Genomic DNA, 24,698 nt, shown 5'->3' with positions numbered 1-24,698 from the left:
GTGGAGGAAAGAAACTGTTGAATCGTTCTAGCAGTTAAAAAAAACACTTTTAAGAAAACTCCGCCTGCTTTCAGGACGTTGCGCAACAAAGGGAATAAGATAACTCTTTATCTATCATCCACCTGCTCACACTCCTGACGTTATCAGCGCAATCTGTTTGCGCAACCAGATTTGATTCGTATTCAGAATGCTTTTTAGATAAATCTCTATTTTTACGAATACTAAAAGGAAACATCATTTCATTAATGCGGCTTTTTTTACCCATAGCGTCATTTTACAAAAATAAAAAGTTCATATCATTAACTTATGAAGTGTTTATTTTGTTTTGTAAACTAAGTCACTATTTGCTTTCTCGTGACCGATTAATTTAGTCTGCTAAGAACAATCTGTTGGGAGACGAAATGGACGTGAACAGCGAACGAAGTGTTTTTTATATCTCGGACGGCACAGCGATCACTGCTGAAGTGCTTGGGCACGCGGTACTGTCGCAGTTTCCCGTGGGCATTAACAGCGTCACCCTGCCATTTGTTGAGAACGTGCAGCGAGCACAGGCGGTGAAGGCTCAGATCAATGCTTTGTATCAGAAGAGCGGCGTGCGCCCGCTGGTGTTCATTTCCATCGTCACGCCGGAGATCCGCGAAATCATTCTGCAAAGCGACGGGTTTTGCCAGGACATCGTACAGTCGCTGGTGGCACCGCTGCAGCATGAGCTGGGGATCGATCCGGCACCGGTGGCAAACCGGACGCACGGGCTGACGGCGGGCAACCTCGGTAAGTATGATGCGCGTATCGCCGCGATTGATTACACTCTCGCCCATGATGACGGGATTTCATTACGCGGGCTGGAAGAGTCGCAGGTTATTTTACTGGGCGTCTCGCGCTGCGGTAAAACACCCACCAGCCTCTATCTGGCAATGCAGTTCGGTATCCGTGCCGCAAACTATCCTTTTATTGCTGACGATATGGATAACCTGAAACTGCCGCCCGCACTGAAGCCCTTTCAGAATAAATTGTTCGGCCTGACCATCGATCCTGAACGGCTGGCCGCGATCCGCCAGGAACGTGCAGAGAACACCCGCTACGCTTCAATGCGCCAGTGTCGTCTGGAGGTGGGCGAAGTGGAAGCGCTGTTCCGCACTAATCAAATCCGCTATCTGAACAGCACCAATTACTCGGTGGAAGAGATTGCCACTAAAATCCTCGATATTATGGGGCTGACCCGCAGAATGTACTGATGCTGAGCCAGTGCATTTATTGATCGTTCTGCAGAAAGAGTGATATTTATCCCGTTGCGCCCGAATTGCGGGCGTTTCGGGTTGAAATCACCGCTGTTTGGTTTATTGTGATCCCCATCACTTCCCGGTACTTCTGCCGCTGCGAAGAAAAAAATTTCAGAGATGGTTATGAACAAAACAGATGAACTGCGGACCGCGCGCATCGAGAGCCTGATTACGCCTGATGAGCTGGCGAAGCGGCACCCGATCACCCCGGCCATTGCAGCCAGCGTCACCGACTCCCGCAAACGGATTGCCCGTATTCTTTCTGGTGAAGATCGCCGCCTGCTGGTGGTGATTGGTCCTTGCTCTTTGCACGATCCCAAAGCCGCGGTGGAGTATGCTGCCAGGCTGAATGGGCTGCGTGAAAAATATCAGTCGCGTCTTGAAATCGTCATGCGGACCTACTTCGAAAAACCCCGCACCGTGGTCGGCTGGAAAGGCCTGATTTCCGATCCCGATCTTGACGGCAGTTTCCGCGTCAATCATGGACTGGAGATCGCCCGTAAGCTGCTGCTCGATATTAATGCGCTGGGGATGCCAACGGCCACCGAGTTTCTGGACATGGTGGTGGGTCAATTTATTGCCGATCTTATTAGCTGGGGCGCAATTGGTGCCCGCACGACGCAGAGTCAGATCCACCGGGAAATGGCGTCAGCTCTCTCCTGCCCGGTAGGCTTTAAGAACGGTACGGATGGCAATATTCAGATCGCTGTTGATGCGATCCGCGCTTCCCGTGCCAGCCATATGTTCTTATCGCCGGATAAGCATGGTCAGATGACTATTTACCAGACCAGCGGTAACCCTTCCGGCCATGTGATTATGCGCGGTGGCAAGCAGCCTAACTATCATCCGGAAGATATCGCGGCGGCCGCAGAGAGCCTGCGCCAGTGTAGATTGCCGGAACAGCTGGTGATCGACTTCAGCCACGGGAACTGCCTGAAACAGCATCGCCGCCAGAAAAACGTGGCGGAATCTGTTGCACAGCAGATCCGTGACGGGTCGAGGGCGATTGCGGGCGTGATGGTTGAGAGTTTTCTGCAGGAAGGCACGCAGAAAGTTGAGGCGGGTAAACCGCTGGTGTACGGCCAGTCGATTACCGATCCGTGCCTGGGCTGGGAAGACAGCGAGGAGGTGCTGGCGCTGCTGGCTGAGGCTGTTGATTCACGTTTCTGAAGCGGATCGGGGTTGGTGGGCTAAAGGCCAGATTCGGTGATCGTTGTTGATAAGGTCAAAACCGGCTCCGGTTATCGGCGTCAGTGAGGAGGAACTCATCCGGTATGCCGTGAACCCATCCATGGGGGCTTGATTGCGGCGTCCATGCCGCAACCACCCGGCTGAGTTCCCCTCAACGCCCCACTAGTTTCCGCGTTGTTGGTGAGTTAAAAAATCCAGTTCAAAAGCAACCCTCTTACTCATCAATACTGCGGTTGTTGGCAGAAGAAGCTTCTTGTAACAGCCATTCCGTGGCCGCTGGCAGGAGGGGTTATCCGGATAAGCGGACTGTGTCGCGCAGGGACGCGCGACTCAAGCCATCAGGGATGATTTCACGGCGTGTCCGTGTTCCGGATAACCCCTCCAGCTGACACAGGACATGGCAGCTACATCACTCCGGATAACCCTTCCTGCTATCACCGGACATTTCAGCGGCCTGACTCAGCCCCCTGAATTTGCTCAGCTCGAACAACTCACTTCCAGCTTCTTGCCCCAGTCCGGTGGCCGCCGCATCAAATCCGCAAATTCCGGCGCATCGTCGAATGGTTTGCTCAGCGCCTGATGCAGCCGCGTTAACACGCTGATATCATCCTTTTCCGCCAGCTCAATCGCCTGCTGCGCCAGATAATTTCGCAAGACTATCGCCGGGTTAGCCTGCTTCATCTCCTGCTGGCGCTCCGCATCGCTGCGATCTTCCTTAATCAACCGCTGCCGGTAAATGTTGTACCAGCTGTCAAATGCCTCACGATCGATAAACTCGTCCCGCAACGGTGACTTCAACTGCTGCTGCTCCGTCTCGCTCAGTTTTCGGAACGTCAGAGTGTAATCGCTGCCCTCCTTGGTCATCAGCGCTAACAGCCCGGTCAGAATATCGTTGTCGTCACGATCCTGGGTCTTCAACCCCAGCCTGGCCCTCATCTGCTCGCCCCAGCTGCGCATCAGCTCCGGTTCGTACTCTGCCAGCGCCTGCTTCAGCTGTGCGGTATCCAGTAATCCCGACAGCGAATGCGCCAGGCGATTCAGGTTCCACAGCCCCACCACCGGCTGATTATCAAAACTGTAACGCCCCTGATAGTCAGAATGGTTGCAGATAAAGCCCGGTTGATAATCATCCAGGAATCCGTAAGGTCCATAGTCCAGGGTCAGGCCCAGAATCGACATATTATCGGTATTCATCACCCCATGGGCGAAACCCACGCACTGCCAGTGAGCAATCAGTCGTGCCGTTCGCCTGACCACATCACTGAACCACAGCAGATAACGATCGGCCTCTTCCTGCCATTGCGGCCAGTGGTGGCGGATCACATAGTCAGCAAGCTCACGCACTTTCTCAGGCTGTCCGGCATAGAAGAAATGCTCAAAATGACCAAATCTGACATGGCTTTCCGCCACGCGCAGCAACATTGCACCACGTTCGGAAGTTTCACGGTAGACCGGCTCATCGCTGGTCACCACCGTCAGCGCACGAGACGTCGGCACGCCAAGGGCATGCATCGCCTCAGAGGCCAGAAACTCACGCAGGGTGGAACGCAGTACCGCCCGGCCATCTCCCATGCGGGAATAAGGTGTCAGACCAGCCCCTTTCAGATGCCAGTCCATTTTGCGACCATCGTCCAGCTGCTGCTCACCCAGCAACAGACCCCGCCCGTCACCTAATTGCCCCGCCCAGACGCCAAACTGATGCCCGCTATAGACCTGCGCCAGAGGCTGCATGCCAGGCAGCAGCGCCTGTCCACTCCAGAGCGCGGTCTTCTGTTCCGAGAACCAACTTTGATCCAGTCCAAGATCCCGTGCCAGAGCCGGACTGTGGAACAGCAGGCGCGGATTTTTTAGCGGAGTTGGCTGCAACGCCGTATAGAAACCCGTCAGTTCCTGATACCAGGTATTGTTGAATTGCATGACTTCCCCTTACGTTTTGCCGCGGCCATCGTGGATACCGTGCTCAGGCATGACGCCCAGTGTAAACCTCCTGAGAGGAGGTAAACACGGACTCATTAAGGGGGTATTAGTGCGGGTCGCCTACCAACTCTTTAGGGGGATCAATCAAAGATGAAAGCGCATCTTCTCCCACCGGAGAGAAAAGAGAACTCTGAATACCGTCAAAATCGTAATGGCTGATTTTTTCCAGGCCGGGTAAATCATCAATTCCCTGCACGATAACCTGCTGGCAATGTGGTTTAATGTGATCCAGAATTGTACTAATGAATGGCCTGAAGGAGAGGCGATTAATATTATGTTGAATAAAGCCTTTGTCCAGTTTGATCCTGGAAAACAGATCGTCATATACGGCTTTTGAAGGCGCCTTACCGGCCCCGTAATTTTCCAGACTTAAGTCGAAGCGCTGACTCAGAGCCATCAGACTGGGATTGTCTTTTCCCAATTTCAGATCAGGGAAACTTTCGTTAATTTCCAGTTCCAGCCATTCCAGCGCATCCAGTTTACGGGCCAGGAATTCACTTTCCAGGATCGCTTTCGCAAGGATATCGTCTATTTTCAGGGCAACTTTAACGCCCTGCTGACGAAAGAAGTCATGGTGTTTTTCAATGCTGTTGATTTGCGTTTGCAACAGAGTGATTCGCTGATCGGTAGTGAGCTGGGGCAGCAGAATATGCTGAGGGATCGCCACGTTTGCGGTACTGTGCGAGAAATGTGTCAGCAGCTCGACCGAGATCAATTGACCGTCGAAGCTGTAGACCGGGTAGAATGCTGTGTAACTCTTATAATCCGCTTCCAGATGGATTTTCATTTTTATTTCAGCCGTGATGAAGTGGCAATTCGCGCAGCCTGAATCGACATTGTCATGGCCCAATCAGTGCCATTATAAATTTCAATTGTCGTCAGAATGCAGAAACAGGGCGAAAAACCCTGACTAAAACGCTAAGCTACCATAACTCCCACATGAAAGATGCTTAACAATTGAATCACAAACTAGCGATTCATAGCCATTCATACATTTACTTTAATCACCCTTTACAAAAATCTGACATAAGGTTGTTTCCGGAAACACCCTTAAGGGCAATTGGTTCAATTATGCAGGAGAAACGTGGTTATTGCTTATTATCATCCCATAAATCAAATGCCGAATAAATGAGCATTTTCCCAAATGCTTAGCAGACTATAAATAAGTCGAAATTAAATGCGTCTTGCCTGCCAGAAAACTTTTTTCCAGTAGACGTTATTTAAAGATGAGCGAATAACCCCCTGGCTGGTAGAAGCATGAATAAACTGGTTATCGGTATCGTAGATCCCCACGTGCAGCCCATTATCTCCCCCTCCGGTTTTGAAGAAAACCAGGTCGCCAGGTAACAGATCATCCTTGCTGATGCGGGTACCGATATCGGTCTGCGCCACCGTGGTTCTGGGCAGTTGCAAATCGAAGCGGTCGCGGAAGGTCATATAAACGAAGCCGGAACAGTCAATCCCACCCCGGCTCATGCCGCCGTAGCGGTAAGGGGTGCCACGCCACTGGCTGAGCTGTTCATTAAGTTGGGCAATCACGGTAATAGAATCGGAAAGGCGTCCATTTGGCGGCGGCGCATGGCTGCTGCAACCCGCAAGAATAACAATGATCAGCAGAAGCCAGTAGCGCATAAAGGAGATCCTTCAGAAGAGAAGACTACTCTACCTGGAAAACAGGCTGACAGGCAATATCCTCAGAGGAATGTGGTCAGCATTTCGTGACCTTCAACGGCCAGCCTTCTGAAAGAGACGCCATAGGTTACGCTCAGTATTTCAGGCTGAAGCACCTCACTGGCACTGCCCTGCTGCACCAGTTCGCCGTTTTTCAGCAGCCATACGCGCTGCGCATTATGCAGGCTGTGGTTGATATCGTGGCCGCTCATGATCACCGTCAGCCCAGCTGCTACTCTGCTCTGCAGATAGCGATCAAACGCGGCCTGCTGAGCGAGGTCGAGCCCGCTCAGTGGCTCATCCAGCAGGAGCAGTTGTCCTTCTGGCTGAGCCATCTGGCCGAACACCGCCGCCAGCCGCACCCGCTGCCACTCGCCACCGGAAAGCTGGCTGAGAGGACGGGCGAGTTTGTCTTTTAGCTGGAGGGTGTCACAAATGGCCATAACGGTCTGCTCATCGGCCGGTGTGCTGCCAGTCAGGTGCAGGCTCAGATAGTGCCAGACCGGCATATTACTCACTGGCTGCTGCTGCTGAGCAAGCCAGGCACGATGGCAGGCCAGCTCAGTGCCGGACCACTCTGCCAGCGGCCTGCCGTTAAACAAAATTTGCCCCTGTGCCGGCAGCAGTCCGGAAAGACAGGTGAGCAGCGAACTCTTGCCTGCGCCATTGGGCCCCAGCAGGTGGATCAGTTCACCCTGCTTCGCTGAGGCGCTGAAAGGAGCAAGGCGTCGTGCAACCGTAACACCTTCACACTGCAACAGCATCTATTTTGCCAGCGCCTGTTTAATACTGTCGACGATCAACGGGTTTTCAGGCTCCATATCCGGCGAAAAACGCTGTATAACCGTGCCGTCACGACCAATCAGGAATTTTTCGAAATTCCACAGGATATCGCCAGGCTCTTTGGGTGCACGTCCTTTGCTGACCATCCGTTCCAGAAAACCGCTGTCCTGCGGGGCAATGGCTTCAGGCTGTGCCGCCACCAGCTGTTTATACAGCGGATGCCGCTGCGGGCCATTGACTTCCATTTTGCTGAACATCGGGAAAGTCACACCGTACGTGGTGCTGCAGAAGGTTTTGATCTCTTCTTCACTGCCCGGCTCCTGGCCCAGGAAGGCATTACACGGGAAGCCCAGAACAGAGAATCCCTGTCCGTGCAGGTTCTTCTGTAATTTTTCCAGCTGCTCGTACTGCGGGGTCAGGCCGCATTTCGAGGCCACGTTCACCACCAGCAACACTTCTCCTTTCCACTTCGCAAGCGTGGTGTGTTCACTATCCAGCGTAACCAGTTCTGTGTCGAAAATACTCATTGGTTTTTCCTGTTTCAGTAGAGAGAATTTGCCGACCGGCGTTTAAGGCCGGTTGCGTAAGAGTAACCAGATAAAGACCGGGGCACCTAACGTTGCCGTCACCACCCCGATGGGTAATTCTGCTGAAGTCATCGCCACCCGGGCGACAATATCCGCAGCCAGTAAAACGCCACCGCCCGCCAGTGCACAGGCAGGCAACAGCATACGATGATCGCTGAGGCCATTAAGACGCAGGATATGCGGTATGACCAGCCCGATAAAGCCAATCGCGCCTGCCAGCGCCACGCTGACGCCGGTCAGCCAGCCAATCGCCAGCACCAGCAAATTGCGCCAGAGGATCAGTGGCAGGCCCAACTGGCGGGCGGACACTTCGCCCAGCGCAATCAGGTTAAGCACCCGCCAGCGTGAGCAGAGCCACAACAGCACCGGTAAAAGCGCCAGCATCAACCAGCCATGCCGCCAGTCGATACCGCTGAATCCTCCCATCATCCAGTACATCAGCTGACGTAAATCGAGACTGGAGCTGAAATAGACAGCCCAGGTCATGATCGCACTGCAGATGATGCCCAGCGCCACCCCGGCCAGCAGTAACCGGCTGTTGGAGAGGTATTTCTGTGAAAAACGCAGCAGGAGCACGGTGATCAGCAACGCACCAGCAATGGCACACAAGCTTAGCTGCCACAACGTTTCTGCTCCGGCAAAAATACTCAGCACCAGCCCCACCCCCGCGCCGTTCGACACGCCAAGCAGGCCTGGCTCTGCCAGTGGATTCTCAAAAAGTGCCTGCATCACCGCTCCGGCAACGGCCAGAGACGCGCCCACCAGCAGCACGGCCAGCGTGCGCGGCAGGCGCAGCTGCCAGACAAACAGCTCCCCGTCAGGCGTGAACCAGACAGCAGGCGACAACCAGTAATCGCCCGCACAAAGGCTGATAATCCCTATCAGCAGGCTGAAGATGATCAGGCCGGTCAGCCAGCATCGCTGGTGGTGGCGAGCCAGTTCCTTCTGTCGGGAGAGCAGAGTCATGCGTGAGTTTTCTTGGTAATCGATAAATAATGGCCGGATCTGCCCTGAACCAGGGCAGATCCGGGTCGACAGCCACCAATGAAAAAGGCCGCAAAAGCGGCCTTTTTAGATAGCAGAAATCAGTCTTCTTTCGGCGTGGCATTCTCAACCCGGCTTTTGAGCTTCTGCCCAGGCCGGAAAGTCACCACTCGGCGCGCCGTAATCGGAATGTCTTCACCGGTTTTGGGATTACGCCCCGGACGTTGATTTTTGTCGCGAAGGTCGAAGTTGCCAAATCCTGACAGTTTGACCTGTTCACCATTTTCCAAAGCGCGGCGTACCTCTTCGAAAAACAGCTCTACCAGCTCTTTGGCATCCCGTTTGCTAAGCCCCAGCTTCTCAAACAGATATTCAGACATTTCAGCTTTTGTAAGCGCCATAGGTTCAATCCCTCAAGGTTGCCTGGAATCGCTCTTCTAATGCCGCAACACATTTGGCGACGGTTGCAGCAATCTCCTCTTCTTCGAGTGTCCGGCCGGTATCTTGCAAAATCAGGCTGATAGCGAGGCTCTTAAAACCTTCATTTACACCCTTACCGCGGTACACATCAAACAAGTTTACGCCAACTACCTGATTTACGCCAACTTTCTTACACTCTGCGATGATATCTGCTGCCGGGACGTTTTCAGCCACCACAACAGCGATATCACGGCGGTTTGCCGGGAATCGGGAAATCTCGCTCGCGTCAGGCAGGACGCGGTCTGACACCTTGTCCCACTCCAGTTCGAACACCACAGTACGGCCGTTAAGATCCAGTTTCCGCTCAAGTTCCGGATGTACAACACCGATGAAACCAATGCGATTATCCTGTAAATAAATTGCGGCACTCTGTCCCGGGTGGAGAGCCGGATTGGCCTCTGCGCGGAACTGAATGTCAGACAATTTGCCGGTCAAATCGAGGACGGACTCCAAATCACCTTTTAAATCATAGAAGTCAACTGCCTGACGCGCCAGATCCCAATGCTCTTCGTAGCGGGTTCCGCTAATTACGCCAGCCAGCATAACATCCTGACGGATGCCCAGGTTTGCCTGAGTATCAGGCACAAAGCGCAATCCGCTCTCAAACAGACGAACACGGCTCTGCTGGCGATTCTGGTTATATACCACCGCAGAAAGCAGCCCGGTCCACAGCGAAAGGCGCATTGCAGACATTTCTACCGAAATCGGGCTTGGCAACACGAGGTTCTCTTCGCCCGGGTGCAGCAGCGACTGAATTTTCGGATCGACGAAGCTGTAAGTGATCGCTTCCTGGTAACCTTTGTCCACCAGCATCGCTTTTACACGCTTCAGGGAAAGGTTGGCTTCACGGTGGGCAGTCATCACCAGACCAGCCTGTACGGGCACGTCAGGGATGTTGTTGTAGCCATAGACGCGGGCCACCTCTTCCACCAGATCTTCTTCAATTGAAATATCGAAACGCCAGCCTGGCGCGGTCGCCTGCCAGAATCCATCGCCTTCGGTCACTTCACAGCCCAGACGGCGCAGAATGTCGCTGACATCACGGTCGGCAATCACATGCCCAATCAGGCGATCCAGTTTCTCACGGCGCAGCTTGATGGTGGCACGCTTTGGCAGGGTCGCTTCGTTGGTCACATCAATGATCGGGCCAGCTTCACCGCCACAGATATCCAGAAGCAGGCGCGTGGCACGCTCAATCGCTTTAAACTGCAGTTGTGGGTCAACACCCCGCTCGTAACGGTGAGAAGCGTCGGTATGCAGGCCATGGCGACGTGCGCGACCTGTAATCGACAGCGGGCTGAAGAAGGCACACTCAAACAGCACGTTGGCCGTTTCTTCGTTAACACCGGAGTGCTCACCACCGAAGATACCGCCCATCGCCAGCGCTTTATGGTGATCGGCAATCACTAAGGTATCGGCATTCAGCTTAGCTTCAGAACCATCCAGCAGCGTCAGGGTTTCACCCTCTTCTGCCATACGCACCACAATGCCGCCATCGATGCGATCGAGATCGAAGGCGTGCATCGGCTGACCCAGCTCAAGCAGCACGAAGTTGGTGATATCAACAACCGGGTCGATTGAGCGAATGCCACAGCGGCGAAGCTTCTCTTTCATCCACAGTGGAGTAGCCGCCTTAACGTTGATCCCCTTCACCACACGGCCGAGGTAACGCGGACAGGCGTCCACCGCATCCACACGGATAGGGAAAGTATCCTGAATAGTTGCTGCAACTGGAGTGATTTCCGGTTCGACCAGCGCCATTTTATTCAGCACGGCCACATCTCGGGCCACGCCAATGATCCCCAGGCAGTCAGCACGGTTTGGCGTGACGCTGATTTCGATGGTGCTGTCATCCAGCTGTAGAAAATCGCGGATGTCGGTACCCACCGGCGCATCCAGCGGCAGCTCGATGATGCCGTTATGATCGTCGGAAATACCCAGCTCGGAGAAGGAGCACAGCATACCTTCTGAAGGCTCGCCGCGCAGTTTAGCCGCTTTGATTTTGAAATCACCCGGCAGCACTGCGCCCACGGTAGCCACGGCCACTTTCAGGCCCTGACGGCAGTTTGGTGCGCCGCAGACGATGTCCAGCAGGCGGTCGCCACCAACGTTAATTTTGGTGACGCGCAATTTGTCGGCATTCGGATGTGGGCCGCACTCCACCACTTCACCCACTACCACACCGTGAAAAGCACCGGCAACGGCATCAACGCCGTCAACTTCCAGGCCTGCCATAGTGATTTGTTCGGACAGGGCTGCGCTATCGATGGCCGGGTTAACCCACTCACGTAGCCAGAGTTCGCTGAATTTCATTGCTGTTACCCGCCCTTATTTAAACTGTTTGAGGAAACGTAAATCATTTTCGAAGAAGGCGCGCAGATCGGTCACGCCATAGCGCAACATGGTCAGACGTTCCATGCCCATGCCGAAGGCAAAGCCGGAGTACACTTCCGGATCGATGCCAACATTGCGCAGCACGTTCGGGTGCACCATGCCGCAGCCCAGCACTTCCAGCCACTTGCCGTTTTTACCCATCACATCCACTTCGGCGGACGGTTCGGTGAACGGGAAGTAGGAGGGACGAAAACGAACCTGCAGATCCTCTTCAAAGAAGTTATTCAGGAAATCGTGCAGCGTGCCCTTCAGGTTGGTAAAGCTGATGTTCTTATCAACGATAAGCCCTTCCATCTGGTGGAACATTGGGGTGTGGGTCTGATCGTAGTCATTACGGTAGACGCGGCCAGGCGCGATAATCCGGATTGGCGGCTGCTGGTTTTTCATCGTGCGGATCTGCACACCGGAGGTCTGAGTACGCAGCAGACGGGTGGCATCGAACCAGAAGGTATCGTGCTCGGCACGTGCCGGGTGGTGACCCGGAATATTCAGCGCATCAAAGTTGTGGTAGTCATCTTCAATCTCCGGGCCGGTCGCCACGGCAAAGCCCAGCTCACCAAAGAAAGTTTCGATACGATCGATAGTACGGGTGACCGGATGCAGGCCACCGTTCTCGATACGACGGCCGGGCAGCGAGACATCAATAGTCTCTTCCGCCAGACGAGCGTTCAGGGCGGCGGATTCCAGGTCGTTCTTGCGCTCGTTCAGCGCTTCCTGCACCTGCTGCTTCGCTTCATTGATCACCGCACCAGCCGCCGGACGATCTTCCGCAGGCAGTTCACGCAGCGTGGTCATCTGCAAAGTCAGATGGCCTTTCTTTCCGAGATATTCAACGCGCACCGTGTCTAACGCGGCAACATCGTGTGCATCAATAATGGCCGCTTTCGCGTTCGCCACCAGTTCTGCGAGATGTGACATGCTTTCCTCTTCTTCCAGCCGACGTGGCCGGTCTGTTTTATTATGGGGACGATTTCGCCCTGGATCTGACACGCATAAAACAAAAAAGCCTCCACCAGGGAGGCTTTCAGCGCGATTTTTCGTTTCTTTTCTTAGCGCAAGCCTCCCGGTGTTCAGGTGCTAAAGTAAAAAAAGAAACGAAAAATAGCGTTCATGCAGGCATTACCTTAAGGCTGACGTGAAATTCATTATCTGTCGCGCCTGTTTTAACGGTCGGGAACAGAAATGTCAATGTTTTGCAATAGTTACAAAAATAAAAGAGGGAGCAAGCTCCCTCTTTTACCTGACTTACGCCAGTGCCGATTTCGCTTTTTCGACCAGGGCAGTGAATGCCACTTTGTCGAATACAGCGATGTCAGCCAGGATCTTACGGTCGATTTCAATCGAAGCCTTTTTCAGGCCATTGATGAAACGGCTGTAAGAAATACCGTTAGTGCGTGCCGCTGCGTTGATACGCGCGATCCACAGCTGACGGAACTGACGCTTACGCTGACGACGGTCACGGTAAGCATACTGACCAGCTTTGATAACAGCCTGGAAGGCAACGCGGTAAACACGTGAACGTGCACCGTAATAGCCTTTAGCTTGTTTTAAGATTTTTTTGTGACGTGCGCGAGCAACTACACCACGTTTTACACGAGCCATTTAGCTCTCCTGTTTAATATTCTGTTTAAAAAAAATGACTTATGCGTACGGCAGGCAGGCAATAACCAGACCCAGATCGCCTTTGGACACCATGCCTTTCGGGCGCAGGTGACGCTTACGCTTAGTAGATTTTTTGGTCAGAATATGACGCAGGTTCGCGTGTTTACGCTTGAAGCCGCCAGAGGCAGTCTTCTTGAAGCGCTTGGCCGCGCCACGTACAGTTTTAATCTTTGGCATTTAAAACATCCACTTCGCATTGTTAATAAAATGAATCAGACAGGCGAATAAAAAACACTGCGACCGGAGCCGCAGCGGTTCTTATTACTTTATGGCCTACTGTTTCTTCTTCGGAGCGAGCACCATGATCATCTGACGACCTTCAATCTTCGAAGGGAAGGATTCGACAACCGCCAGATCCATGTCTTCACACAGATCTTTACGGACGCGGTTAAGCACTTCCATACCGATCTGCTGGTGCGCCATTTCACGACCGCGGAACCGCAGCGTGATTTTAGCTTTATCACCCTCTTCCAGAAAGCGAACCAGGTTGCGTAGTTTTACCTGGTAGTCGCCATCATCGGTACCAGGACGGAATTTAATTTCCTTAACCTGGATAACTTTTTGCTTTTTCTTCTGTTCTTTAGAAGATTTGCTTTTCTCATAGAGGAACTTGCCGTAATCCATGATACGGCAAACGGGCGGCTCGGCGTTAGGGCTGATTTCAACTAAATCAACGCCTGCTTCCTCAGCTTTTTCCAAAGCCTCATTCAGACTGACAATACCAATCTGCTCGCCATCGACGCCAGTCAGTCGTACTTCTGTGGCGCGGATTTCTCTGTTAATGCGATTAGGACGCGCCGGTTGAACTCGTTTTCCGCCTTTAATACCTTATTCCTCCAATTGATGAAGATTGCGACTGCGTATTTCATCCTGCAGTTTCGCGATCACTTCGTTTACGTCCATGCTGCCCAGGTCTTTACCACGGCGGGTGCGAACGGCAACTTTGCCTGCTTCCACCTCTTTATCACCACAGACCAACATATAAGGGACACGACGTAAAGTGTGCTCGCGGATTTTAAAGCCAATCTTCTCGTTTCTCAAGTCCGCTTTTACACGAATGCCCGCATTCTGAAGTTTTCGGGTCAATTCTGCAACATATTCGGACTGGCCATCGGTGATATTCATCACCACAACTTGTACCGGAGCGAGCCAGGTTGGGAAGAAACCGGCGTACTCTTCGGTAAGGATACCGATAAAGCGCTCTACTGAACCCAGGATCGCGCGGTGAATCATTACCGGCACCTGACGCTCATTATTTTCACCAATATACGAAGCACTCAGGCGGCCCGGCAGAGAAAAGTCGAGTTGCACGGTGCCACACTGCCATGCGCGATCCAGGCAGTCATGCAGGGTAAATTCAATTTTCGGCCCGTAGAAAGCGCCCTCGCCCGGCTGATAGTCAAACGGGATATCGTTCTCTTTCAGCGCGGCAGCCAGATCGGCCTCGGCACGGTTCCACATTTCATCGGTACCGATACGCTTCGCCGGACGGGTAGACAGTTTCACCACGATTTTTTCAAAACCGAAGGTGCTGTACATGTCATAAACCATACGGATACAGCTGTTCACTTCAGCGCGCACCTGCTCTTCTGTACAGAAGATGTGGGCGTCATCCTGGGTGAAACCACGCACGCGCATCAGGCCATGCAGCGCACCTGACGGTTCGTTACGGTGGCAGCTACCAAACTCGGCCATGCGCAGTGGCAGGTCGCGGTATGATTTTAGCCCCTGATTGAAAATCTGCACGTGTCCGGGGCAGTTCATTGGCTTGATGCAATATTCACGGTTCTCCGAAGAGGTGGTGAACATGGCTTCTTTATAGTTTTCCCAGTGGCCGGTTTTTTCCCACAGCACGCGGTCCATCATTAATGGCCCCTTCACTTCCTGATAGTCATACTCAGTCAGTTTGCTGCGGACAAACACTTCCAGCTCGCGGAAAATTGTCCAGCCGTCGTTGTGCCAGAATACCATACCCGGCGCTTCTTCCTGCATATGATACAGGTCAAGCTGCTTACCGATTTTACGGTGATCGCGCCTGGCTGCTTCTTCCAGACGCAGCAGGTAAGCCGCCAGCTGTTTTTTATCAGCCCAGGCTGTACCGTAAATACGCTGCAACATTTTATTGTTGCTGTCGCCACGCCAGTAAGCACCAGAAATTTTCTGCAGCTTGAAATGGTGGCAGAAGCGCATGTTCGGCACGTGCGGTCCACGGCACATATCGATATATTCTTCGTGATGATACAGGCCAGGACGGTCGTCATGGCTGATGTTTTCATCAAGAATGGTCATCTTGTAAGTTTCGCCACGGGCGGCAAACGCATCACGCGCTTCCTGCCAGCTGACTTTCTTCTTGATAACGTCATAATTCGTTTCGGCCAGCTGGTGCATCCGTTTTTCCAGCTGCTCGATGTCTTCCTGCGTCAGGGTACGGTCGATGTCCACGTCATAGTAGAAGCCGTTATCAATAACCGGACCGATCGCCATTTTTGTATCTGGCCACAGCTGTTTGATCGCATGACCCAACAGGTGAGCACAAGAGTGGCGAATGATTTCCAGACCTGCTTCGTCTTTGACGGTGATGATGGCAACGTTAGCATCGGAGGTGATCGGATCAACCGCATCTACCAGCTCGCCATTAACGCGGCCTGCAATACAGGCTTTTGCCAGCCCCGGACCAATGTCCTGAGCAATATCCATCACGCTGACTGCGTGGTCGAAAGTACGCTGGCTTCCGTCAGGAAGAGTAATTACCGGCATGTTACATCCTTAGTTGCAGTGGTAACCCACACGAAAGGTTACATACAAAATTGGGTTTTATTTTATACGTCAGGCCATTGGTACTTGAAACCCACTCACAATTGTCGGTTTGGTACCAGGCCAGGTACACATCATCAGAGATCAGCCAGGGGCTAAAAAATCCTGAAGGACAAACATCTTACACGCTACAGACGGTACGTCAAAGAATGAACAGGGAGAGTTTTTGAATGGCGCGCAGAAAACAGGCCGGAGGCTCCCGGCCCGTCAAGCAGTCTTACATCGCGTAAGAGAGCTGAATAGTCGTTTTGGTGTCGGTCCGGTCGGGCGCAGAGGACGGCGGATTCTGGTTCCAGGTGACGTTATAAGCCAGCTTCAGCGCAAAGTGATTGTTAATAGCTACCTGCAGACCGGTTTCGGAGTTCACCGTGGTGTCATCGCTGCCCAGCACTGACACTCCCTGAATGAACTTGGTGGTATCGGTCAGTTGCCACTGATAGCTCAGCGCACCATAAGCCAGAGCAGTAGTGTCATGTCCACCGTCGTGATAATCGTCGTAACGTACGCCAGGACCCGCTTCCACACGCAGTGAATGCACCGGGCCGTTAAGAATCTGACGACCGTAACCAGCGGCCAGGAAGGTACGTCCATCATAACCGTTAAAACGATCGCTCAGCCAGCTGGTCTGACCAAAAAGGTAGTCAGCGGTGTTGAGGTTATAACGGGAACGGGCACCGAGCTGGTAAGTTTCCGAAGAACGTTCGTCATTGGACGAGGTGTTGCTGGCGTTACCCCACAAGCTGTAGGCGGTCGAAGGCTGATACCAGGTCATATTGGTATTGGCCGTCAGTGAAGAACTGGTGGTATTCCCGGTTTGTGCCAGATAACCGGCAGCGGCATTACCTTCAAAATTTTTCTTCGCCGTGGAGGGATCATCCATGACCGTAAAGACGTTGTTATCCGCCAGTGCCTGATGGCAAATTGCGCCACCGGAGAGTAAAAGTACGACAGACAGCTTGTTAAGCGCTTTCATTAATTGTGACCCGTACGACAGTTTAAAGAGAGTGAGTCTGAAGAGTTTTAGAGGACTCGCAACGCATTTTACGGTAAGAATCGTAACATTTTGTTAAATCGCTCTAATTGCCAGGCGTCCCGCCATGATGCTCCTCTGAATGAGAGCATTCCCATTAACGACGCGCATTATAAAGGTTAATAGCGAGATTTGCAGTGGGCTGTAAATAAGAAAGTTCCCGAGAACTGTCTTGATGCGTTTCAAGACATGTCTGAACGTCTCATCGTGTTAATTCCCGATGTAAAAATGGCGTTAATGACATTTTACCCATGGCAATGCCCGTTCATGGACTATGCTGAAAAGTCAAGATTAACAATGAGGTGAATTATGAGTACCGCAGGCGTGACGCAATATGTGGTGACCTTCCGCTATCAGGAAGAGGGACTGAGCGATATTCTGGAGCTGAACAGTGCGCTGACCGCAGGGGGATTTCTGACTGCGTTAAGCGATAAAGAGGGACATCCACACGAGTTAGGAACCAATAGTTTTGGCATCGTCAGCGCACAGGAAAAAGAGAAAATACGCGAGCAGGCCGAAAGTATTGGAGAAATGGTTCTGGGCGTAAAACCGGAAGTTGAAGTGCAAAGCTGGGATGAGTTTAAGCAGGAAGCCAAAAACTAAGTTTATGTACATGATGCGCAATCCTGTGCGCAACCCCTGATTTTGAGTATTCTTTAAGCGGTAGTATCACCCTGTCCTGCAAGACACAGCGAAAAGAGGAAACCCCTATGTGGTCAGCCATTGGTCGTCTGTTGAGTGAGCAGTTAGGTGTAGCTGAAATCAGTCAGCGTACCGAGTTACCGGGCGGCGATGTCCACCCGGCATGGCGGATCCGCTACGGCGACCGCGAAGTGTTCGTGAAATGCAACAACCGCGAAATGCTGGACCTGTTTACCTGGGAAGCCGATCAGTTACAGTTGCTGGCCCGCAGCGAAACGGTTCGCGTGCCTCAGGTGTATGGTGTGGGCAGCGATCGCGAGGTCAGCTTTCTGCTGCTGGAATATATTCCGCTGCAACCTCTCGATCCACAAAGCGCTTTTCAGCTCGGTGAGCAACTGGCGCGGCTTCATCAGTGGAGCGAACAGCCGCAGTTCGGCCTCGATTATGATAACAACATCACTACTTCCCCCCAACCCAACAGCTGGCTCCGTCGCTGGTCGGTCTTTTTTGCCGAGCAGCGCATTGGCTGGCAGCTACAACTGGCTGCGGAGAAAGGCATCCAGTATGGCGACATTGAGCTGATCACCCGCTGCGCGCAGGATGTTCTTGGCCCCCACCATCCTCAACCTTCCCTGCTGCATGGCGATCTCTGGCCGGCTAACTGCGGTGCCAGCACCCACGGGCCGTGGATTTTCGACCCGGCCTGTTATTGGGGAGATCGGGAATGTGACCTGGCGATGCTGGGCTGGTTTGCAGAGCTGCCAAAAGAGATTTTTGAAGGTTATGAGTCGGTCTGGCCACTGCCCGCCGATTATCTGCTGCGCCAGCCGGTTTACCAGCTCTACTATCTCTTGAACCGGGCAAACGTGTTTGGCGGTCACTGGCTGGGAGAAGCCCAGCGGGCGGTGGGTGCCCTGCTGGACGAAGATGAGCTGGGCAAACAGCATGCCCGCCCGGCCTGAGTGCGTCTTATGCAGCAGATTCAGTAGATAAAGCCTAACAGCTTAAGCATGAAGTAGCCCGCCACGGCAATCACTATCGGCAGGATATAGAGCGGGAAGAACTGCAGGAAAATAGTGTGACGTGGCACCACAATTTTCTCTTCGAGCTGCTGGCGGCTGCGCCCTTCTCTTTCCCTCGCATTCTCAAGGATCATCTGATCCTCAATCCCTTCCTTAATATGGCGTGACTGACGCCACATTCTGGCCCCCGAAGCCTGCAACGCCAGACCCACAAAGATCAGCACGTAGATAATCCAGAAAGAGACGTTTCCGCCATGATTAAAGTCCGGCACCGGCGAATTGTTCCAGAACGAGTTCAGGAAGCCGGTGTTAAAACGGACCATATCAATCATAACGTGGGAGAAATCCTGCATCACAGCATTAATCCCTTCCCGCTTCTCGCGGCTTTTTTCCAGGAATCCCATCAGCGAAATCAGTGTTGAAATCAGCGCCGGAATAAAAATAATCCAGCCAGCGACCCGCTTGAGTATCGCGACCCGTCCAGCCTGTTGATAAGTCATGCTTTCTCAATCCTTATGGTGTGAAGCTGTAAGTTTACCCGCAGGGAGAAAAATGTGCCTGAAAAAAGTGGCCCTGTCGCCATAAATGGCGCTTTAACCCTGTAAATCCCCGGATGTTGTCGGCGAAAGCTTCATGCTAAGGTGTGTGCAAATTTCAACGGAGCCGAATTATGTCTTACTCCCGCCCTGTGCTGGCTGCAATTTTTGATATGGATGGTTTGCTGATTGATTCCGAACCGCTGTGGGAACGTGCTGAGATGGATATTTTTGGTACGCTGGATATCGATCTCTCCAGGCGCAGCGAACTGCCTGATACACTCGGCCTGCGCATCGATCAGGTGGTCCGCATGTGGTATGAAACGCTGCCGTGGAGTGGCCCGGACCAGCAGGAAGTCACCCGGCGTATCATTGCCCGTTCCCTGAATCTGGTTGAGGAAACCCGTCCTTTATTACCGGGCGTCGAACAGGCACTGCGCCTGTGCAAAGCCGAGGGACTGAAAATCGGTCTTGCCTCTGCTTCTCCCTTGCATATGCTCGAACGAGTGCTGGAGATGTTCGACCTGCGCGGCTACTTTGAAGTGCTGGTTTCCGCTGAAGCGCTGCCTTACAGCAAGCCTCATCCGCAAGTTTACCTGGATGCTGCCGCACGACTGGGTGTTGACCCGCTGAACTGCGTGACGCTGGAAGACTCCTTTAATGGCATGATTGCCACCAAAGCAGCGCGTATGCGATCTATTGTGGTGCCAGCCGCTGAACTCGCTGCAGACCCGCGCTGGGCGCTGGCCGACGTGCAACTCTCCTCGCTGAACGACCTGACATCAGCCGCCCTGCACGGCAAATAACCTCTCTGCGGGCAGAATATAAGCTGTCCGCCATTTCGTTCGACAGCCTGCGCTAACTATTTATCTTTCGTTACAGCGTCACATATTTATTCCACTGTATATATCCCCTATACTGGATGAATCGACAGTTCTGCAGCCAGGTGTTTTCCATGACGGCCGAAGGCCACGTTATTTTTGCCATTGCCAGTGCAATTTTTGCCAAACGGGCCGAACTGACGCCCGAGCTGGCCAGTGGTGACTGGTGGCATATTGTGCCTGCGGCCCTGCTGACCTGCCTGCTGCCGGATATCGACCACCCCAAATCCACCCTCGGCCAGCGTCTGAAATGGCTGTCACAACCCATCGCCCGGGCCTTTGGTCACCGTGGCTTTACCCACAGTCTGCTGGCGGTGATCGGCGGAGTGGTGCTGTTCCAGCTTAAAATTCCCTCTGAATGGGTGATCCCCGCCGATGCTTTTCAGGGCCTGGTGCTGGGCTACCTCAGCCATATCGCGGCCGATATGCTGACCCCGGCTGGCGTTCCCCTGTTGTGGCCGTGCCGGTGGCGCTTCCGCCTGCCTCTGCTTCACAGCCAGAAAGGTAACCAGCTGGAGCGGGTGTTATGCCTGGCACTGGTCGGCTATGCCATGTGGTTCCCGCCGGGAATGCCTCCATTCGGTGCAAGCGGCTGGCCTGCACAGATGGTTAATTCGGTACAAAACAGCATGAATCGCTTTATAAATCACCAAATAGCGCATTAAACAGGCCATTAAAACCAAATAGTTATAACCCATTCTTTTTGGATATATAGCTGCACCTCACTCAACTGATACCATTCGCACATTGGTGCACTTGTTGCGCGCTGAAAATTATCTGTCATTTTACGGGGTGAGGAGAAACCCCGTCACCACTGGAGATCTGGGGATGAACCTTCCATTAATAGCTAACGTGGCGGCTTTTATCGTCCTGTTGGCGATCCTTGCTAAAACCGGCAGTGCCAGCTGGAGCCTGTCTAAACGTGTTCTGGTCGGTCTGGTGATCGGCGTGCTGTTCGGGCTGAGCCTGCATGCCATCTACGGTTCCGACAGCGCGGTGCTGAAAGAATCCATCTCGTGGTTCAATATCGTCGGCAACGGCTACGTCCAACTGCTGCAGATGATTGTGATGCCGCTGGTGTTCGTCTCAATCCTCAGCGCCGTGGCGCGTCTGCATAACGCCTCATCGCTGGGAAAAATCAGCGTGCTGACCATTGGCGTACTGCTGTTTACCACGGCCATTGCCGCGCTGGTTGGTGTATTCGTCACCTGGCTGTTTGGCCTGAATGCTAACGGTCTGGTGCAGGGTGCGCAGGAGACGGCCCGCCTGGCCGCGCTTCAGTCAAATTACGTCGGCAAAGTAGCCGACCTGACCACGCCACAGCTGCTGTTATCATTTGTACCGAAGAACCCGTTTGCTGACCTGACCGGTGCCAGCCCGACTTCTATTATCAGTGTGGTGATTTTTGCCGCCTTCCTGGGCGTTGCCGCCCTGCACCTGCTGCGGGATGACAAGCCAAAAGGGGAACGGGTGCTGGCTGCCATTGATGTGCTGCAGGCATGGGTAATGAAGCTGGTTCGCCTGATCATGAAGCTGACGCCGTACGGCGTGCTGGCGCTGATGACCAAAGTGGTGGCGAGCTCCAACGTGAATGACATCATCAAGCTCGGTGGCTTTGTAGTGGCTTCGTATCTGGGCCTGGCGATGATGTTTGCCGTGCACGCCCTGCTGCTGTCGGTCAACGGCGTGAACCCTAAGCGCTTCTTCCAGAAAGTGTGGCCGGTGATCACTTTTGCCTTCACCAGCCGCTCCAGTGCCGCGACCATCCCGCTGAGCGTTGAGGCACAGACACGTCGTCTCGGCATCCCGGAATCCATCGCCAGCTTTTCGGCTTCCTTCGGTGCCACCATCGGTCAGAACGGTTGTGCCGGTCTCTATCCGACCATGCTGGCGGTGATGGTTGCGCCAACGGTGGGTATTAACCCCTTTGACCCAATGTGGATTGCCACGCTGGTGGGAATTGTCACGCTGAGCTCTGCCGGTGTGGCCGGTGTGGGCGGCGGTGCGACCTTCGCTGCGCTGATAGTCCTGCCGACCATGGGCCTGCCGGTCACGCTGGTGGCGCTGCTGATCTCGATTGAACCGCTGATCGACATGGGCCGTACCGCGTTGAACGTTAACGGTTCGATGACCGCCGGTACGCTGACCAGCCAGTGGCTTAAGCAGACCGATAAGACGCTGATGAACAGCGAAGTGGAAAATGACGTGGAGTTAGCGCACCGCTAACTTTCGCGCACATCTTCCTTAAGGGCTGCCCCGATTGCAGCCTTTTTTTTTTTACAGTCGCAGGCCGGGGTTGCTATCGGGCGATAAACTATTCTGTTGAGGGATTTAACCCTGCACTTTTCGGGCATATTCATATCCCTGTTCTATAGTTACTGGTGTCTGAAACGACAATAACAGGAGCCGTGAACATGTCGAAAGAAACTGATAACAAGGAAATAAGCCATAACGCCCCATTAACCGGACCAGACTCGGCAAAGCCGGGCATGGATTCTCTGGCACCAGCAGATGGATCGCACAAACCTGCGGCGGAGCCAACGCCGCCCGGCAAACAGCCAACTGCGCCTGGCAGCCTGAAAGCGCCCGATACCCGCAACGCCAAAATTGACGCGCTGGAAACGTTCCGCAAAGGCAGTGAAAATTTCCCCCTGACGACTAATCAGGGCACACGCATTGCCGACGATCAGAATTCACTGAGAGCCGGTACCCGTGGGCCGACGCTGCTGGAAGATTTTATCCTGCGCGAAAAAATCACCCATTTCGACCATGAACGTATCCCTGAGCGTATCGTCCACGCACGTGGATCCGCCGCACACGGTTACTTCCAGCCGTACCGCGATATGAGTGACGTCACCAAAGCTGACTTCCTGCGCGATCCCGGGCAACTGACGCCAGTTTTTGTGCGTTTCTCCACCGTGCAGGGTGGCGCTGGCTCGGCCGATACCGTGCGCGATATCCGTGGCTGGGCGACCAAGTTCTACACCGAAGAAGGTGTGTTTGACCTGGTGGGCAACAACACTCCGGTGTTCTTCATTCAGGATGCGCATAAATTCCCGGACTTTGTTCATGCGGTTAAACCTGAACCGCACAATGAAATCCCTCAGGGACAGAGCGCGCACGACACTTTCTGGGATTACGTTTCCCTGCAGCCGGAAACGCTGCACAACGTAATTTGGGCGATGTCCGACCGCGGTATTCCCCGCAGCTACCGCACGATGGAAGGCTTTGGCATCCACACCTTCCGCTTTATCAATGCTGAAGGCAAAGCCACCTTTGTGCGCTTTCACTGGAAGCCCGTTGCCGGAAAAGCTTCCCTGCTCTGGGACGAGGCGCAAAAACTCACCGGCCGCGATCCTGACTTCCATCGTCGTGACCTGTGGGAAGCGATTGAAGCCGGAGACTTCCCGGAGTATGAACTGGGCGTGCAGCTGATCCCGGAAGAGGACGAATTCAAATTCGACTTCGATTTGCTGGATGCCACCAAGCTGATCCCGGAAGAGCTGGTCCCGGTCGAGCTGATCGGCAAAATGGTGCTGAACCGCAACCCGGACAACTTCTTTGCTGAAACTGAACAGGTTGCTTTCCATCCCGGCCATATCGTGCCCGGCATGGATTTCACTAACGATCCGCTACTGCAGGGCCGGTTATTCTCCTATACCGATACGCAGATCAGCCGACTGGGCGGGCCGAACTTCCATGAAATCCCGATCAACCGGCCTGTCTGCCCGTATCACAATTTCCAGCGCCAGGGGATGCACCGGATGGACATTGATACCAATCCGGCCAACTACGAGCCAAATTCCATCAATGATAACTGGCCGCGCGAAACGCCACCGTCTCCGCATCGTGGTGGTTTTGAAAGCTATCAGGAGCGAATCGAAGGTCATAAGGTGCGCGAGCGCAGCCCGTCGTTCGGTGAGTATTATTCCCAGCCGCGCCTGTTCTGGAACAGCCAGACGCCGGTAGAACAGCAGCATATTGTGGATGCGTTCTCCTTTGAGTTGAGCAAGGTCGCCCGCGCCTATATCCGCGAGCGCGTGGTGGATCATTTGCTGCATATTGACGTATCCCTGGCGAATGGCGTGGCGGAAAATTTGGGTATTGCCCTCTCCGACGAGAAGATGCATATCGCGCCGCCGAAAGATGTGAATGGCCTGAAGAAAGATGCCAGCCTGAGTCTGTATGCCGTGCCGAGCGGCTCGATTAAAGGCCGCCAGGTGGCGCTGCTGGTCAGCGATGGCGTGGTGGCGACTGACGTGCTGGCCATCCTGCAGGAGCTTAAGGCACAGGGCGTGCATGCCAAACTGCTGGCTCCTCATATGGGCCAGGTGCGTGCCGATGACGGATCGCACCTGCCGATCGATGCCACCTTCAGCGGCCTGCCGTCGCTGACCTTTGATGCGGTCATCGTGCCGGATGGCAATATCGATGCCCTGCTGCTCAGCGGCGATGCCCGTTACTTCTTGCTGGAGGCCTACAAACACCTGAAGGTGATTGGCCTGAGTGGCGATGCCCGCCGTTTCAAATCCCAGTTCGGGTTGGGTGACAGCGAGCAGGAAGAAGGCATTGTGGAAGACAGTAAGGCGGAGGGCGTACTGATGAGCGAGTTCCTCGCATCAATGACCGCACATCGCATCTGGTCCCGCAGTCAGAAAGCACTAAGCGTACCTGCTTAAGTTTATGTCTGTAATAAGCCGGATCTGAGAGGGATAGTGCAGTCAGGGTTAAGAAATCGTTAAGCACTGTAAGCAACGGACAACA

Annotated in this window: 23 protein-coding genes, 1 pseudogene and 1 other annotated feature; of the genes and pseudogenes, 8 read left to right on the top strand and 16 right to left on the bottom strand. The window is 53.6% G+C overall.

Annotation, left to right across the window (positions count from 1 at the left end; translation table 11 throughout):
• The first annotated feature begins 401 nt into the window (after window positions 1–401).
• Together GSQ70_RS12930 and GSQ70_RS12925 are read left to right on the top strand one after the other, a co-directional pair.
• Window positions 402–1,235: a pyruvate, water dikinase regulatory protein gene (locus tag GSQ70_RS12930; protein WP_158782920.1), complete on the top strand. Its 834-nt coding sequence runs from the start codon at window positions 402–404 to the stop codon at window positions 1,233–1,235.
• 168 nt (window positions 1,236–1,403) lie between these two features.
• A complete protein-coding gene (locus tag GSQ70_RS12925; protein ID WP_158782919.1) occupies window positions 1,404–2,450 on the top strand; it encodes a 3-deoxy-7-phosphoheptulonate synthase in 1,047 nt (348 codons plus the stop codon).
• 498 nt (window positions 2,451–2,948) lie between these two features.
• Here GSQ70_RS12925 and GSQ70_RS12920 read toward each other — a convergent pair whose 3' ends face one another.
• The 15 genes and pseudogenes from GSQ70_RS12920 to GSQ70_RS12850 all read right to left on the bottom strand — a co-directional run bounded on the left by GSQ70_RS12920 (window position 2,949) and on the right by GSQ70_RS12850 (window position 16,796).
• Window positions 2,949–4,388, bottom strand: a complete 1,440-nt coding sequence (locus GSQ70_RS12920; RefSeq protein WP_158782918.1) for a protein adenylyltransferase SelO — start codon at window positions 4,386–4,388, stop codon at window positions 2,949–2,951.
• A 106-nt stretch (window positions 4,389–4,494) separates the two neighbouring features.
• Window positions 4,495–5,235, bottom strand: coding sequence for an EAL domain-containing protein (locus GSQ70_RS12915; RefSeq protein ID WP_158782917.1), 741 nt, complete (start codon window positions 5,233–5,235; stop codon window positions 4,495–4,497).
• 386 nt (window positions 5,236–5,621) lie between these two features.
• The gene (locus GSQ70_RS12910) at window positions 5,622–6,080 is read right to left on the bottom strand and encodes a C40 family peptidase (protein ID WP_158782916.1); all 459 of its coding nucleotides are present in this window, start codon (window positions 6,078–6,080) and stop codon (window positions 5,622–5,624) included.
• A gap of 62 nt (window positions 6,081–6,142) precedes the next feature.
• Window positions 6,143–6,883, bottom strand: a complete 741-nt coding sequence (gene btuD, locus GSQ70_RS12905) for a vitamin B12 ABC transporter ATP-binding protein BtuD (RefSeq protein ID WP_158782915.1) — start codon at window positions 6,881–6,883, stop codon at window positions 6,143–6,145.
• The gene (locus GSQ70_RS12900) at window positions 6,884–7,429 is read right to left on the bottom strand and encodes a glutathione peroxidase (protein ID WP_158782914.1); all 546 of its coding nucleotides are present in this window, start codon (window positions 7,427–7,429) and stop codon (window positions 6,884–6,886) included.
• A gap of 42 nt (window positions 7,430–7,471) precedes the next feature.
• Entirely contained in the window at window positions 7,472–8,455 is a 984-nt protein-coding gene (gene btuC, locus GSQ70_RS12895) for a vitamin B12 ABC transporter permease BtuC (protein WP_158782913.1), read from the bottom strand.
• A 119-nt stretch (window positions 8,456–8,574) separates the two neighbouring features.
• A complete protein-coding gene (gene ihfA, locus GSQ70_RS12890; RefSeq protein ID WP_004157378.1) occupies window positions 8,575–8,874 on the bottom strand; it encodes an integration host factor subunit alpha in 300 nt (99 codons plus the stop codon).
• Between the two features lie 4 nt (window positions 8,875–8,878).
• The gene (gene pheT / locus GSQ70_RS12885; RefSeq protein ID WP_158782912.1) at window positions 8,879–11,266 is read right to left on the bottom strand and encodes a phenylalanine--tRNA ligase subunit beta; all 2,388 of its coding nucleotides are present in this window, start codon (window positions 11,264–11,266) and stop codon (window positions 8,879–8,881) included.
• 15 nt (window positions 11,267–11,281) lie between these two features.
• Window positions 11,282–12,265, bottom strand: coding sequence for a phenylalanine--tRNA ligase subunit alpha (gene pheS, locus GSQ70_RS12880; RefSeq protein ID WP_158782911.1), 984 nt, complete (start codon window positions 12,263–12,265; stop codon window positions 11,282–11,284).
• A 78-nt stretch (window positions 12,266–12,343) separates the two neighbouring features.
• Window positions 12,344–12,468: a sequence feature (Phe leader region), on the bottom strand.
• Window positions 12,418–12,459, bottom strand: a pseudogene (gene pheM, locus GSQ70_RS12875) (pheST operon leader peptide PheM). It overlaps the preceding feature by 42 nt.
• Before the next feature lie 124 nt (window positions 12,469–12,592).
• Window positions 12,593–12,949 (bottom strand): 50S ribosomal protein L20, encoded by a 357-nt coding sequence (gene rplT, locus GSQ70_RS12870; RefSeq protein WP_016169860.1) that lies wholly within the window; start codon window positions 12,947–12,949, stop codon window positions 12,593–12,595.
• A 39-nt stretch (window positions 12,950–12,988) separates the two neighbouring features.
• Window positions 12,989–13,186 carry a 50S ribosomal protein L35 gene (gene rpmI, locus GSQ70_RS12865; protein WP_004157374.1) on the bottom strand — a complete coding sequence of 66 codons (198 nt, stop codon included), beginning with the start codon at window positions 13,184–13,186 and terminating at the stop codon, window positions 12,989–12,991.
• 96 nt (window positions 13,187–13,282) lie between these two features.
• Window positions 13,283–13,834, bottom strand: coding sequence for a translation initiation factor IF-3 (infC, locus tag GSQ70_RS12860; protein WP_158785302.1), 552 nt, complete (start codon window positions 13,832–13,834; stop codon window positions 13,283–13,285).
• Window positions 13,835–13,837: 3 nt separating this feature from the next.
• Window positions 13,838–15,766: a threonine--tRNA ligase gene (gene thrS, locus GSQ70_RS12855; protein ID WP_158782910.1), complete on the bottom strand. Its 1,929-nt coding sequence runs from the start codon at window positions 15,764–15,766 to the stop codon at window positions 13,838–13,840.
• Between the two features lie 274 nt (window positions 15,767–16,040).
• Window positions 16,041–16,796 carry a YdiY family protein gene (locus tag GSQ70_RS12850; protein WP_158782909.1) on the bottom strand — a complete coding sequence of 252 codons (756 nt, stop codon included), beginning with the start codon at window positions 16,794–16,796 and terminating at the stop codon, window positions 16,041–16,043.
• Window positions 16,797–17,162: 366 nt separating this feature from the next.
• Between GSQ70_RS12850 and ghoS the strand changes: the two genes are divergently transcribed.
• Together ghoS and GSQ70_RS12840 are read left to right on the top strand one after the other, a co-directional pair.
• Complete coding sequence (gene ghoS / locus GSQ70_RS12845; protein ID WP_158782908.1) at window positions 17,163–17,456, top strand: type V toxin-antitoxin system endoribonuclease antitoxin GhoS; 294 nt, start codon at window positions 17,163–17,165, stop codon at window positions 17,454–17,456.
• A 107-nt stretch (window positions 17,457–17,563) separates the two neighbouring features.
• Entirely contained in the window at window positions 17,564–18,457 is an 894-nt protein-coding gene (locus GSQ70_RS12840) for a fructosamine kinase family protein (protein WP_158782907.1), read from the top strand.
• A gap of 20 nt (window positions 18,458–18,477) precedes the next feature.
• Here the strand turns inward: GSQ70_RS12840 and GSQ70_RS12835 are convergent, their stop codons facing one another.
• Complete coding sequence (locus GSQ70_RS12835) at window positions 18,478–19,017, bottom strand: YniB family protein (protein ID WP_158782906.1); 540 nt, start codon at window positions 19,015–19,017, stop codon at window positions 18,478–18,480.
• A 170-nt stretch (window positions 19,018–19,187) separates the two neighbouring features.
• Here GSQ70_RS12835 and hxpB point away from each other — a divergent pair, with 170 nt between their 5' ends.
• The 4 genes from hxpB (at window position 19,188) to katE (ending at window position 24,613) form a co-directional block, all read left to right on the top strand.
• On the top strand, window positions 19,188–19,859 hold the full coding sequence (gene hxpB, locus GSQ70_RS12830; protein WP_158782905.1) for a hexitol phosphatase HxpB: 672 nt from the start codon (window positions 19,188–19,190) through the stop codon (window positions 19,857–19,859).
• Window positions 19,860–20,008: 149 nt separating this feature from the next.
• Window positions 20,009–20,599, top strand: a complete 591-nt coding sequence (locus GSQ70_RS12825; RefSeq protein ID WP_158782904.1) for a metal-dependent hydrolase — start codon at window positions 20,009–20,011, stop codon at window positions 20,597–20,599.
• A gap of 163 nt (window positions 20,600–20,762) precedes the next feature.
• A complete protein-coding gene (locus tag GSQ70_RS12820; protein ID WP_158782903.1) occupies window positions 20,763–22,160 on the top strand; it encodes an L-cystine transporter in 1,398 nt (465 codons plus the stop codon).
• A 188-nt stretch (window positions 22,161–22,348) separates the two neighbouring features.
• A complete protein-coding gene (gene katE / locus GSQ70_RS12815; protein ID WP_158782902.1) occupies window positions 22,349–24,613 on the top strand; it encodes a catalase HPII in 2,265 nt (754 codons plus the stop codon).
• Window positions 24,614–24,698 lie beyond the last annotated feature (85 nt).

This window comes from Pantoea sp. BAV 3049, assembly GCF_009765445.1.
GTDB lineage: Bacteria > Pseudomonadota > Gammaproteobacteria > Enterobacterales > Enterobacteriaceae > Erwinia.
The sequence above is the reverse complement of the archived record's forward strand: the minus strand, read 5'-3'. Positions and strand labels throughout refer to the sequence as shown.